Below are 12,800 nucleotides of genomic sequence, written 5' to 3'. Positions count from 1 at the left end.
GGGAAGTGGTCCACCGTTTCGCACCAACAGTTGTCCGTCCCGCGTGAACGTCACGCGTGATAAACAGGAGGAACCTCAGCAATGGACATCGCCGCAGTTGAGGGCAGCGTTGCCGCCATCGGTTATGGCCTCGCCGCCATCGGCCCGGGCATCGGCGTCGGGCTGATCTTCGCGTCCTACATCCAGTCGACCGCTCGCCAGCCCGAGTCGTCCCGTATGACCCTGCCGTTCGTCTGGATCGGCTTCGCCGTCGTCGAGGCGCTCGCGCTGTTCGGCATCGCGTTCGGCTTCATCTGGGCCGGCTGACCCCGCTGACCCGGCTGAACCCCAGGAGGTTTCCATGAACCTAAGCGCAGCAGTCGAGCACAGCCCGATCCTGCCGCTCTGGCAGGAGATCGTGGTCGGTGGCGTCGCGTTCGCGGTGCTCTGCTTCGTGCTGATGAAGTTCGTCTTCCCGCGCATGGAGGAGACCTTCCGGGCGCGAGTCGACGCGATCGAGGGCGGCCTCAAGCGGGCCGAAGAGGCCCAGTCCGAGGCCAACAAGCTGCTCGAGCAATACAAGGCGCAGCTGGCCGAGGCGCGCACCGACGCCGCGAAGATCCGTGACGACGCGCGTGCCGACGCCGAGGAGATCCGTCAGGAGATCCAGGTGCGGGCCCGCGAGGAGTCCGACCGCATCATCGCCGCCGGGCGCGAGCAGCTCAACGCCGAGCGCCAGCAGATCGTTCGCGAGCTGCGGGCCGAGGTGGGCACGCTGGCCGTCGACCTGGCTGGCCGGATCGTCGGTGAGTCCCTCGCCGACGAGGCGCGCCAGCGTGGCACCGTCGACCGGTTCCTGTCGGAGCTCGAGTCGACCGGGAGTCGTTGATGCAGGGCGTCAGCCGGGAGTCCTTCCGCGCCGCAGCGGATCGGTTGGACTCGTACGCGACGTCGGCGCCCGCCGCCGACATCGCGACGACCGGTGACGAACTGCTGTCCGTGGCCGACGTGCTGCGCCGGCAGCCGCGGCTGCGGCGGGCGCTGTCGGACCCGGGCCGCTCCGGGCAGGACCGGGCGGAGCTGATCCGCTCCCTGCTCACCGGCAAGGTCGGTGACGAGACGCTCGAGCTGGCCAGCACCCTGGCCGGTGGCGGCTGGTCGGCCGCGAGCGAGCTGCTCGACGCGACGGAGCGACTGGGCGTCGAGGCGCTGTTGGCCAGTGCCGACCGCGCCGACGACCTCAGCGACGTCGAGGACGAGCTGTTCCGCTTCGGCCAGGTCGTCGACGGCTCGCCGGAGCTCTCCGGTGCGCTGTCCGACGTCGTCGCGCCGCCCGCGCAGCGGGCCGAGCTCGTCAAGGCCCTGCTCGACGGCAAGGCCAAGCCGGTCACCCTGCGACTGGTCGAGGTGGCGCTCGGCGGCTTCGGCGGACGGTCCTTCCAGTCGGCTCTGAGCCGCATGGTGGAAATGTCCGCGGAACGCCGCGATCGCCAGGTCGCTTATGTCACCGTTGCCGCACCTCTGTCCGATGACGAGGAGCGCCGACTGGGCACAAAGCTGTCACAACTGTACGGTCGAGACGTCAGCGTCAAGCAGACGGTCGATCCGCAGGTGCTGGGCGGCATGAGCGTGCTTGTCGGCTCCGACCTCTACGACGGCACGGTGCTGCGCCGGCTCAACGACACCCGCAAGGCGCTTTCCCAGCGCTGATCCCCGCCCCGCTTAGACCCTGACACCGCACCGGTAACTACCGGGCCTGAATAGAGGAAGCAGAGGATGGCCGAGCTGACCATCTCGTCGGAGGAAATCCGCGGCGCCCTTGAGCGCTACGTCTCCTCCTACAGCGCCGGAGTCTCCCGCGAGGAGGTCGGCACCGTCGCCGACGCCGGTGACGGCATCGCACACGTCGAGGGTCTGCCCTCGACCATGGCCAACGAGCTGCTGGAGTTCGAGGACGGCACGCTCGGCGTGGCGCTGAACCTCGACGCCCGCGAGATCGGTGTCGTCGTCCTGGGCGACTACGCCGGCATCGACGAGGGCCAGCGCGTCAAGCGCACCGAGCGCGTTCTGTCCGTGCCGGTCGGGGACAAGTTCCTCGGCCGCGTCGTCGACGCGCTCGGCAACCCGGTCGACGGCCTTGGCGAGATCGAGAACGAAGGGTTCCGCGAGCTCGAGCTTCAGGCACCCAACGTGGTCTCCCGCCAGTCGGTCTCCGAGCCGATGCAGACCGGCATCAAGGCGATCGACGCCATGACGCCGATCGGCCGTGGCCAGCGCCAGCTGATCATCGGTGACCGCAAGACCGGCAAGACCACGATCGCGCTCGACACGATCCTCAACCAGAAGGCCAACTGGGAGTCCGGCGACCCGAAGAAGCAGGTTCGCTGCATCTACGTCGCGATCGGCCAGAAGGCCTCGACCGTGGCGTCGATCAAGGGCATCCTCGACGAGGCCGGCGCGATGGAATACACCACCATCGTTTCCTCGCCCGCGTCGGACCCGGCCGGCTTCAAGTACATCGCGCCCTACACGGGTTCGTCGATCGGCCAGCACTGGATGTACGCCGGCAAGCACGTGCTCATCGTCTTCGACGACCTGAGCAAGCAGGCCGAGGCGTACCGTGCCGTGTCGCTGTTGCTCCGCCGCCCGCCGGGCCGCGAGGCGTACCCCGGTGACGTCTTCTACCTGCACTCCCGCCTGCTGGAGCGCTGCGCGAAGCTCTCCGACGAGCTGGGCGCGGGTTCGATGACCGGTCTGCCGATCATCGAGACGAAGGCCAACGACATCTCGGCCTTCATCCCGACCAACGTCATCTCGATCACCGACGGCCAGATCTTCGTCGAGCCCGACCTGTTCAACCAGGGCGTCCGGCCGGCGATCAACGTCGGCACCTCGGTCTCCCGGGTCGGTGGCGCCGCGCAGGTCAAGCCGATGCGCAAGGTCGCCGGTTCGCTGCGGCTCAACCTCGCGCAGTACCGCGAGCTCGAGGCGTTCGCCGCGTTCGCGTCGGACCTGGACCGCGCGTCCCGCTCGCAGCTGGACCGTGGTGCCCGCCTGGTCGAGCTGCTCAAGCAGCCCAACTACTCTCCGGTCCCGGTCGCCGAGGAGGCGGTCGTGATCTGGGCGGGTGTCGAGGGCAAGCTCGACGACATCGCGGTCGGCGACGTGCGGCGCTTCGAGGCCGAGTTCCTCGACCACGTGCGCCGGCACGACAAGGCCACGCTCCAGGCGATCGAGTCGGGCCAGTGGGACGACGACATCTCGGGTGCGCTCGACAAGTCCATCAAGGACTTCAAGGCGAACTTCCTGGCCCGGGGCGAGACGACCACGGTCAACGAGGTGCCGGCCGAGCCCACCGAGGGTGAGCTCGAGAGCGAGTCGGTGACCCGCTACACCGACCAGCCGGCAGAGAAGGCGTAGGCACCGCATGGCGGCCCAGGTACGCGTCCTTCGGCAGCGCATCCGCTCCGCTAAGGGCATGAAGAAGATCACCAAGGCGATGGAGCTCGTCGCGACGAGCCGCATCGCCAAGGCGCAGGCACGGGTGGCGGCCTCGCTGCCGTACGCCCAGGCGATCACGGGTGTGCTGACGGCGCTGGCGTCCAACGCCAGCGTCGACCACCCGCTGCTCACGCCGCGCGCGCAGGTGCGTCGGGCCGGGGTGCTGCTGATCACCAGCGACCGGGGCCTGGCCGGCGGTTACAGCACCAACGCGATCCGGACCGCCGAGTCGCTCATCGCGCGGTTGCGCGAAGACGGCAAGGAGCCGGTGCTGTACGTCATCGGGCGCAAGGGCGTCGGCTACTACAAGTTCCGGCAGCGGCCGGTCGAGGCGAGCTGGACCGGTTTCTCCGAGCAGCCGAGCTTCGAGGACGCGAAGACCGTGGGTGACACGCTGATCGAGGCGTTCACCCACGGCGCGGACGACACCGACGAGGGCCCGGGCGCGGACCAGGTCACCGGGGTCGACGAACTGCACATCGTCTACACGCAGTTCAAGTCCCTGCTGACCCAGGCTCCGGTCACCCGGATCATCGGTCCGATGGAGGTCGAGGAGCGGCCGAAGTCCGAAGGGCTGCTTCCGGCGTACGAGTTCGAGCCCGAGGCGGAGGCGCTGCTCGACGCGCTGCTGCCGCGTTACGTCAACACCCGCATCTACGCCGCCCTGCTGGACTCGGCGGCGAGCGAGTCGGCGGCGCGGCGGCGGGCGATGAAGAGCGCGACCGACAACGCGGAAGAAATGATCCAGACGTACACGCGCCAGATGAACTCGGCGCGCCAGGCGGGGATCACCCAGGAGATCAGTGAAATTGTCGGCGGCGCGAACGCGCTGGCCGCGGCGGGAAGTGAAGCCTGATGACTGCGACTGTTGAAGCTGAGACCACCACGGCCACCGGCCGTGTCGTCCGGGTCATCGGCCCGGTCGTCGACGCGGAGTTCCCGCGCGACGCGATGCCCGAGATCTACAACGCCCTGCACGTCGAGGTGAAGCTGGCCGAGGGCGACAAGACGCTGACCCTCGAGGTCGCGCAGCACCTGGGCGACAACATGGTGCGGGCGATCTCGATGCAGCCGACCGACGGTCTGGTCCGGGGTGCCGAGGTCAAGGACACCGGCTCCGGCATCACCGTGCCGGTCGGTGACATCACCAAGGGCCACGTCTTCAACGCCATCGGCGAGGTGCTCAACCTCAAGGAGGGCGAGAAGTTCGAGGTGACCGAGCGGTGGCCGATCCACCGGCAGCCCCCGAAGTTCGCCGACCTCGAGCCGAAGACGGAGATGCTGGAGACCGGCATCAAGGTCATCGACCTGCTCACCCCGTACGTCAAGGGTGGCAAGATCGGTCTGTTCGGTGGCGCGGGTGTGGGCAAGACGGTGCTCATCCAGGAGATGATCACCCGTGTCGCCCGCAACTTCGGTGGCACCTCGGTGTTCGCCGGCGTCGGCGAGCGCACCCGTGAGGGCAACGACCTCATCACGGAGATGACCGAGTCCAACGTGCTGCCGCAGACCGCGCTGGTCTTCGGCCAGATGGACGAGCCGCCGGGCACCCGTCTGCGGGTCGCGCTGTCCGCGCTGACGATGGCGGAGTACTTCCGCGACGTGCAGAAGCAGGAGGTGCTGCTCTTCATCGACAACATCTTCCGCTTCACCCAGGCCGGTTCCGAGGTCTCCACGCTGCTCGGCCGCATGCCGTCCGCGGTGGGTTACCAGCCCACCCTGGCCGACGAGATGGGCCAGCTCCAGGAGCGGATCACCTCGGTCCGGGGCCAGGCGATCACCTCGATGCAGGCGATCTACGTGCCCGCCGACGACTACACCGACCCGGCGCCGGCCACCACGTTCGCGCACCTCGACGCCACCACCAACCTGGAGCGGTCGATCTCCGACAAGGGCATCTACCCGGCGGTGGACCCGCTGGCGTCCTCGTCGACCCTGCTCGCGCCGCAGTTCGTGGGCCAGGAGCACTACAACGTCGCGTCCGAGGTCAAGCGGATCCTGCAGCGTTACAAGGACCTGCAGGACATCATCGCCATCCTCGGCATGGAGGAGCTCTCCGAAGACGACAAGGTGACGGTGCAGCGGGCCCGCCGGATCGAGCGGTTCCTCTCGCAGAACACCTACGCCGCGGAGCAGTTCACCGGCGTGCCCGGCTCGACGGTCCCGATCAAGGAGACCATCGAGGCGTTCAAGAAGATCTCCGAGGGCGAGTACGACCACTTCCCCGAGCAGGCCTTCTTCATGTGCGGCGGGCTCGAGGACCTCGAGCGCAAGGCCGCGGAGCTGATGAAGGACTGAGCGTCCTAACTGACAGCGATCCAGGCACCCCGGTGGGTGCCTGGATCGTTGCGTTTTGCCACCGTGATGTTGCTGCTCTGTAAACGTTTTGGCCCGTTTTCGCATGGCGCCGGACCGGGGCGCACTTACCCAGCGATGAGATATAGGCTCTCGGGCGCAACGGCGGACCCCCCTGCACACGTCTTCTTAACGGAATGCGGCACTCGGGGGATCGACGACAAGGAGTTCTGATGGCGAGAAGGTCGGGCAGCGGTTCATCGGGCCGCTCGACCGGGCGCGGTGCGACCGGCAAGGCCACACCCGGCGCCGCCCCGCCGGACTTCGGCGCACCTGGTTCCGGAGCCGTCTCTGGCAAGTCGCGCAAGCGGTCCGGCATCCCGCGCTGGGCCCGGTGGTGCACCGTCCTCGGTGCCATCCTGATGGTCGCCAGCGGCGGTCTGCTGGTCACGTCCGAGGCGCTGCTGGCCCGCTACGAGGGCGCGGTCGTCCAGGAGGACCTCTTCGGCGACGGCACCAAGGTCGAGGCCAAGAGCGACATCAAGGGTCCGCTCAACATCCTGCTGGTCGGCATCGACCCCCGCAACGAGACGACGTTGCCGCTGGCCGACTCGGTGATGATCATGCACATCCCCGAGGGTCTCGACCGCGGCTACCTGTTCTCCCTCCCGCGCGACACCCTGGTCGACATCCCGCCGTTCCCGAAGGCGGGCTACAACGGCGGTCGCGAAAAGCTCAACGCGGCGATGTCGCACGGGGCACGGGTGCAGGGGGGTGGCAAGCCCGACCGGGCGAAGGGCTTCGAGCTCCTGTCGCTCACGATCTCGCAATACACCGGCATCAAGCGCTTCGACGCCGGCGCGATCGTCAACTTCGCCGGCTTCAAGAAGATCGTCGACGCGATCGGCGGCGTGACCATGTACGTCGACGAGGCCGAGGTGCTCTCCGAGCACCTGCAGCCCAACGGCAAGGCCCGCCCGAAGCGCGACTGCAACAACTGCGCGCACCCGTACTACGGCCCGCAGGCCCGCTACACCAAGGGCACCCACAAGTTCCAGGGCTGGCAGGCGCTCGACTACGTGCGGCAGCGCTACACGGTCGACGGCGGTGACTACGGCCGCCAGCGGCACCAGCAGCAGTTCGTCAAGGCGATGGCGCAGCAGGTGCTGAGCAAGAACGTGATGACCGACCTGCCCAAGCTCGACAAGGTGCTGCGGGCCGCCGGCGAGTCGCTGGTGTTCAGTGGCCGCGGCCACAGCGTCGCCGACTTCGGCTTCGCCCTCAAGGGCATGCGGCAGGACTCGATCACCATGATCAAGCTGCCCGGCGGCGGGGTCAACGAAAACGGCAAATACGCCGGTGAGGCCCTCCAGCCCGTGGCGAAGGACTTCTTCGCCTCCGTCCGCAACGAGACGATGGACGCCTTCATCGCCTCCCATCCGGAGCTGGTCAACACCGGCAAGTGATCGACCTCTCGCCTGGGGTGCCTCCTGACACAGGGGGCACCCCAGGTCCGTAGGGGGCGGCTGGGCCGATTAGACTTCACTCCAATTCCACCGCGACACCGGGCGATCCCCTCGCCCCGGTCCGGCGTCGAAGAGGAGCCATAGTGGCAAATCAGCTCCATGTCGAGCTCGTATCCGTCGAAGAGAAGGTGTGGACCGGCGAAGCCGAGATGCTCGTCGCCCGCACCACCGAGGGCGAGCTGGGTGTGCTGCCGGGCCATGCGCCGCTCCTGGGCCAGTTGGCCGAGCCGAGCCAGATCCGCATCAAGATCGACGGCGGCCAGACGCTCGCCTACGACGTAGCGGGCGGCTTCCTCTCGATCACCGAGACCGGCGTCACGGTCCTCGCCGAGAGCGCGACGCCAGCCGAACCAGCGGCTCGCTGACGGAGCCGGGCCGATGCAGATCATCGAGTGGATCGCCATCGGCCTCCTGCTGTTCCTGGTCACGATCGTCCTGTTGATCGCCCGACGGGCCATTTACGCCCGCGCCGGCGGCACCATCCGCTGTGACCTGCGCGTCTCCACGATGCTCGTCGGCCGCGGCTGGTCGCCGGGCTTCGCCCGGTTCGTCGGCGACGAGATGCGCTGGTACCGGCTCTTCAGCATCGCCGTGCGTCCCAAACGGGTGCTGACCCGGCGTGGCCTGGCCGTCGAGAGCCGCCGCCTGCCAGAGGGCCAGGAGCGGCTGATCATGCCCGCCGACTGGATCATCCTCCGCTGCGTCGGCCACCAGGCCCCCGTCGAGATCGCGATGGCCCTCTCGACGGTGACGGGGTTCTCCTCGTGGATCGAGGCAGGGCCTCCGGACTACCAGAGCCCCCGCCTGTCGATGCCGCCGGCTGCTTAGCTCTTCTCAGCTCTTCGCTTCGTAGTCGTAGAAGCCCTTGCCGGTCTTCCGGCCCAGGTCGCCCGCGATCACCATCCGCTGGAGCAGCTCCGGCGGGAAGAACTTGGCGTCGGCCGTGTCGGTGTAGATGTTCTTCGCCGCGTGCAGCATCACGTCGGCGCCGGTCAGGTCGAGGGTGGCCAGCGGACCCATGGCGTGGCCGAAGCCCAGCCGGCACGCGGTGTCGAGGTCCTCGGCGGAGACCACGCCGGACTCGACCAGCTTGATCGCCTCGATCGCGAGCGCGGCGATGAGCCGGGTGGTGACGAAGCCGGCGACGTCGCGGTTGACGACCACGACGGTCTTGCCAATCTCCTCGGCGAACGCCTTGGCTCGGTTTAGTGTCGCGTCGTCCGTCTTGAAACCGCGGACGAGCTCACAGAGCTTCATCATGGGTACGGGCGAGAAGAAGTGCGTACCCACCACGCTTTCTGGCCGCTGCGTCGCCGCCGCGATCTGGGTGACCGGGATGGCCGAGGTGTTCGTCGCCAGCACGGCGTCGGCCTTACAGATCTTGTCGAGCTCCCGGAACACGTCCTGCTTGATGTCGAGCCGCTCGAAAACGGCCTCGACGACGACGTCCGCGTCTTTCGCGGCCTCGAGCTCGGTCGTGGTGGTGATCTTTTGCAGCGTCCGCTCCACGTCGTCGCCGCTGATGGTCCCCTTGGCCGCGAACCGCTCCAGCGACTTCCGGATGGCGGCGACCCCGCGCCCGGTGGCCGCGTCGTCCAGATCCCGCAGCGTCACCTCCCACCCGGCCTGCGCCGCCACCTGAGCGATGCCAGAACCCATAAGCCCGGCCCCGATGACCGCCAGCCGACCCGCCATGCCGCACTCTCCGTTCCTCTATGTGGTGCACCTGCCAAGCAACTTAGTCGCCCGGGTGAACGATCGGTCAGCCCACGGCTGTGACCGAGTCCACGCCGCGCCCGGTTTCCGACTGTCAGACTGTGGCCATGCCCGATGACCAGCGCGGACAGGGCGCGGGCTTGGAGCGGCGGGGGGCCGGGGATGGGTGGGAAACCGACGAACGAGGGTCCCGACTTCGGCCTGCTGGTAACGGTCGCCCAGACGAGCACGGAGGCCGACGCCGACGAGCTCCGGCGCCGTCTTTCGGCCAACGGGATCCGTTCCACTATCGCGCCTGGGACCGACGGGCGGACTCGGATTCTGGTCTTTCGGGAGAACGCCGCTCGTGCGCGGCGGTTGGTGGGTGGTGGGGCTCGGGACGCCAGCGCCGATTGATGACCGGTTGCTCTTCGTCTCCTCGGATGTCTGTTCGTCGTTGGGCGCTGTCTTGGGCGGGGGAGGAGGTTGTGGGTGCCGACAGGCCGCAAAGAGCGCGACCCCTATTGTCGGCACCCACAACCTCCTCCCCCGCCCTGACCCAGCTCATCCTTGTTCGCCTACGGCGCCGGCTTCGCGGGTCACAGTCCCTTGGCTGATCTTCGCGGTGGGTTCCCTCCGCGCGTGTCGCGCGCCGTGGGCGTGTCGCCCACTTCGGCGGCACTCCATCCCTTTCGCCGCATAACGCGGCGCGAGACGGCGCAGTCCGCTGCACCCGCGGTCGTCACGGCGCGCCGCAGCGGGCGGACGCTCATCGTCGCCCGTCGTCGCGGCCTGCCGCTCGTCCTCGCCGGTCGCTGTCCTCGCAGCCGCCGCCCGTGGCTGCCGTTTGCCGTCGGCGCCCGCAGCCGCGCCCGTCGTCGCGGCCTGCCGCTCCTCCTCGCCGGTCGCTGTCCTCGCAGCGGCCGCCCGTTGCTGCCGTTTGCCGTCGGCGCCCGCAGCCGCCCGCCGGTCGCCGTTGCCCACTGCTGCCGTTGTCCGCTGTCGCCGCCCGTCGTAGACGTCGGGCGTAGCCAGTGCCCGCAGCTGCCCGCTGCCCGCGTCCGTGGCCGGCGTCCGTTCACGCTGCCTGCCGCGGTTACGCTCGCCGGTCGGCGTCCTCGGCCGTTGCCGGCCGTCGTCGACGCCGGCCGTAGCCGGTGTCCGCAGCGGCCTGTGGCCCGTGTCCGTGTCCGTGGCCCGTGTCCGTGGCCCGCTGCCTGCCGCGGTCACGGTCGCCGGTCGGCGTCCGCGGCCGTTGCCGGCTGTCGCCGCCCGTCGTCGACGTCGGCCGTAGCCGGTGTCCGCAGCGGCCTGTGGCCCGTGTCCGTGTCCGTGTCCGTGTCCGTGTCCCGCTGCCTGCCGCGGTCACGGTCGCCGGTCGGCGTCCGCGGCCGTTGCCGGCTGTCGCCGCCCGTCGTCGACGTCGGCCGTAGCCGGTGTCCGCAGCTGCCCGTGGCCCGCGTGCGTGGCCCGCTGCCCGTGTCCGTGCCCCGCGTGCGTGGCCCGCTGCCCGCGTTCGTGGCCCGTTGGCCTTCGCTCGTGGCCCGCTGCCCGTCGCGGTCACCGTTCGCCGGTCGCTGGCAGCGGCCGTTGTCGCTGGCCTCTGCCCGCTGCGCGGTTCCCGGCGGCCGTTGCCCGTCGCCGGCCGCCGCTCGTTGCCTGCGGTCGCTGCCGCTCGGCGTCGCGGGGCTGCTGCTGCCTTTTGCTCGGCAGGGCTGCTCCTTGCCTGCGGCCTCGACGGGTTCGCGGGGTGAGGAACTGGTGGTTAGAAGGAGAATTGGGGGTCTTCTGGGGCCTGTTCGCGGTGGACTTCTACTCCTAGGGCCGCTAGGTCGCCTACGAAGTCTGGGTAGCCGCGGTCGATGTGGTGGACGTGGGAGACCTCGGTGGTGCCATCGGAGCACAGGGCGGCGATCACCAGGCCGGCGCCCGCGCGGATGTCGGTGGCTCGGACGGGGGCGCTGGACAGGCGTTCGCGGCCCCGTACCACTGCGTGGTGGCCGTCGGTTTTGATGTCCGCACCCAGGCGGGCCATTTCGTTGATGAACATGAAGCGGCCGTCGAAGATGTTCTCGGTGACCAGGGAGGCGCCGTCGCTGACCGCGGCCAGGCCGATCGCCATCGGCAGCAGGTCGGTCGCGAAGCCTGGGAACGGCAGCGTGACGATGTCTACGGCTTTGGGGCGATCGTCCATGCGTACCCGGAAGGCCGCTTCTTGGGTTTCGACCACGCCGCCGGCGGACACGAGCTTGTCGAGCGCGATCTCTAGGAACGCCGGGTTGACGCCCGTCACCAGGACGTCGCCGCGGGTCATGGCCGCGCCGAAGGCCCACGTGCCGGCCACGATGCGGTCGCCGACGGTGGCGTGCCGCACCGGGGTCAGGGCCTCGACGCCCTCGATGCGCAGCGTCGAGCTGCCGACGCCCTCGATGCGGGCGCCCATCGCGATCAGCATCTCGCAGATGTCGACGATCTCCGGCTCGCGCGCGGCGTTGTCGATCTCGGTGCTGCCCTTGGCCAGGACGGCGGCCATGACCAGGTTCTCGGTGGCGCCGACGCTGGGGAAGTCGAGCCAGATGGTCGCGCCCTGCAGGCCCTGCGGCGCCGATGCGATCACGAAGCCGTGCTCGCCGGAGATCTCCGCGCCCATTCGGGCCAGGCCCGCGACGTGCATGTCCAGGCCGCGCGAGCCGATCGCGTCGCCGCCCGGGTGGGCCACCCGCACGTAGCCGCGTCGGGCGAGCAGCGGCCCGAGTACCGCGATCGAGGCCCGCAGGCGGCGCACGAGGTCGTAGTCGGCCTCGGTGCCCGGTTCGTCGGGTACGTCGATCGTGACCACGACCGAGGGCGCCGGCCCCTCGCGTCCCACGGGCACCTCGTCTGCCGTGATCTCCACCTGACACCCGAGCCTGCGCAGGACTTCCGCCATGATCGCGATATCGGTGATGCGCGGCACATTGGTGATCACGCTGCGCCCGGGAGCCAGCAGCGTCGCCGCCATCAGCTTGAGCGCGGAGTTCTTGGCGCCGACGACGGCTACCTCGCCGGCGAGCCGCGCGCCGCCCTCGACCTGGATCAGATCCACGTCGGCCATCGTAGGAGTGACTGTCGGTGTCCCGGCCCCGAGGTCGTCTCGCGAGGGCGTCCGTAGGCTGTTCGTCATGGCCGTCCACCTCACCCGCATCTACACGAAGGCCGGCGACACCGGCTCGACCCGACTGGTCAACAACGAGCAGGTGGCGAAGACCCACCCGCGGATCACCGCGTACGCCGACGTCGACGAATGCAACGCGGCGCTCGGCGTGGCGCTCGCGCTGGGCGACCTCGCCGCGGAGGTGCGGGAGGTGCTCGGGCAGATCCAGAACGACCTCTTCGACGTGGGTGCCGACCTGGCGACCCCGGTGGAGCCCGAACCGGCGTACCCGCCGCTGCGGGTGACCGAGGAGTACGTGGAGCGGTTGGAGGGCTGGTGCGACGAGTTCAACGACAGGCTGTCCAAGCTCGACTCCTTCGTCCTCCCGGGCGGCACTGCGGGAGCCGCGCTGCTGCACGTGGCACGCACGGTCGCCCGCCGCGCGGAACGTGCCGCTTGGTCGCTGATCGCGGAGGATCCCGACCGAACCAGCACGCTCCCGGCAAAGTATCTCAACCGGCTCTCGGACTTGCTGTTCATCCTGTCAAGAACGGCCAATCCCGGCGGCGATGTGCTCTGGGTGCCGGGCGGGGGCGCCACCAGGAAGAACTGACGTTCCTGGATAGCCCGGCGGGCCGATTCGGGCCGTCTTTGGCTCGCCTTGATCCGGC

At 69.3% G+C, this 12,800-nt stretch carries 13 protein-coding genes; 11 read left to right on the top strand and 2 right to left on the bottom strand.

Translation table 11 applies throughout. The features are described 5' to 3' along the window. Positions 1-81: 81 nt before the first annotated feature. From CHC05_RS08250 to CHC05_RS08210, 9 genes are all read left to right on the top strand, one after another. Positions 82-306 (top strand): ATP synthase F0 subunit C, encoded by a 225-nt coding sequence (locus CHC05_RS08250; RefSeq protein WP_089246440.1) that lies wholly within the window; start codon positions 82-84, stop codon positions 304-306. Between the two features lie 34 nt (positions 307-340). After that, on the top strand, positions 341-868 hold the full coding sequence (locus CHC05_RS08245) for a F0F1 ATP synthase subunit B (RefSeq protein WP_089246438.1): 528 nt from the start codon (positions 341-343) through the stop codon (positions 866-868). Beyond that, positions 865-1,689, top strand: a complete 825-nt coding sequence (locus CHC05_RS08240) for a F0F1 ATP synthase subunit delta (RefSeq protein ID WP_425426718.1) — start codon at positions 865-867, stop codon at positions 1,687-1,689. The genes CHC05_RS08245 and CHC05_RS08240 overlap by 4 nt, the downstream gene beginning before the upstream one ends. A gap of 66 nt (positions 1,690-1,755) precedes the next feature. Then, positions 1,756-3,399, top strand: a complete 1,644-nt coding sequence (gene atpA, locus CHC05_RS08235; protein WP_089246434.1) for a F0F1 ATP synthase subunit alpha — start codon at positions 1,756-1,758, stop codon at positions 3,397-3,399. A 7-nt stretch (positions 3,400-3,406) separates the two neighbouring features. After that, positions 3,407-4,336: a F0F1 ATP synthase subunit gamma gene (locus tag CHC05_RS08230; protein ID WP_089246432.1), complete on the top strand. Its 930-nt coding sequence runs from the start codon at positions 3,407-3,409 to the stop codon at positions 4,334-4,336. Further along, positions 4,333-5,778 (top strand): F0F1 ATP synthase subunit beta, encoded by a 1,446-nt coding sequence (gene atpD / locus CHC05_RS08225; RefSeq protein ID WP_425426728.1) that lies wholly within the window; start codon positions 4,333-4,335, stop codon positions 5,776-5,778. The genes CHC05_RS08230 and atpD overlap by 4 nt, the downstream gene beginning before the upstream one ends. A gap of 230 nt (positions 5,779-6,008) precedes the next feature. Then, the gene (locus CHC05_RS08220) at positions 6,009-7,241 is read left to right on the top strand and encodes an LCP family protein (protein WP_089246428.1); all 1,233 of its coding nucleotides are present in this window, start codon (positions 6,009-6,011) and stop codon (positions 7,239-7,241) included. A 143-nt stretch (positions 7,242-7,384) separates the two neighbouring features. After that, positions 7,385-7,666, top strand: coding sequence for a F0F1 ATP synthase subunit epsilon (locus CHC05_RS08215; protein WP_089246426.1), 282 nt, complete (start codon positions 7,385-7,387; stop codon positions 7,664-7,666). A 13-nt stretch (positions 7,667-7,679) separates the two neighbouring features. Beyond that, the gene (locus CHC05_RS08210; protein WP_089246424.1) at positions 7,680-8,129 is read left to right on the top strand and encodes a DUF2550 domain-containing protein; all 450 of its coding nucleotides are present in this window, start codon (positions 7,680-7,682) and stop codon (positions 8,127-8,129) included. 6 nt (positions 8,130-8,135) lie between these two features. Here CHC05_RS08210 and CHC05_RS08205 read toward each other — a convergent pair whose 3' ends face one another. Beyond that, a complete protein-coding gene (locus CHC05_RS08205) occupies positions 8,136-8,996 on the bottom strand; it encodes a 3-hydroxyacyl-CoA dehydrogenase family protein (RefSeq protein ID WP_089246422.1) in 861 nt (286 codons plus the stop codon). Between the two features lie 135 nt (positions 8,997-9,131). On the opposite strand from CHC05_RS08205, the gene CHC05_RS43245 reads away from it, so the two are divergent. Beyond that, entirely contained in the window at positions 9,132-9,413 is a 282-nt protein-coding gene (locus tag CHC05_RS43245; protein ID WP_089246420.1) for an SPOR domain-containing protein, read from the top strand. Positions 9,414-10,761: 1,348 nt separating this feature from the next. Here the strand turns inward: CHC05_RS43245 and murA are convergent. After that, complete coding sequence (murA, locus tag CHC05_RS08195; RefSeq protein ID WP_089246418.1) at positions 10,762-12,159, bottom strand: UDP-N-acetylglucosamine 1-carboxyvinyltransferase; 1,398 nt, start codon at positions 12,157-12,159, stop codon at positions 10,762-10,764. Here murA and CHC05_RS08190 point away from each other — a divergent pair. After that, on the top strand, positions 12,158-12,742 hold the full coding sequence (locus CHC05_RS08190; protein WP_089246416.1) for a cob(I)yrinic acid a,c-diamide adenosyltransferase: 585 nt from the start codon (positions 12,158-12,160) through the stop codon (positions 12,740-12,742). The genes murA and CHC05_RS08190 overlap by 2 nt on opposite strands. The last annotated feature ends 58 nt before the right edge of the window (positions 12,743-12,800 follow it).

It is taken from the genome of Asanoa hainanensis, assembly GCF_900188485.1.
GTDB classification, from domain to species: Bacteria; Actinomycetota; Actinomycetes; order Mycobacteriales; family Micromonosporaceae; genus Asanoa; species Asanoa hainanensis.
The sequence above is the reverse complement of the archived record's forward strand: the minus strand, read 5'-3'. Positions and strand labels throughout refer to the sequence as shown.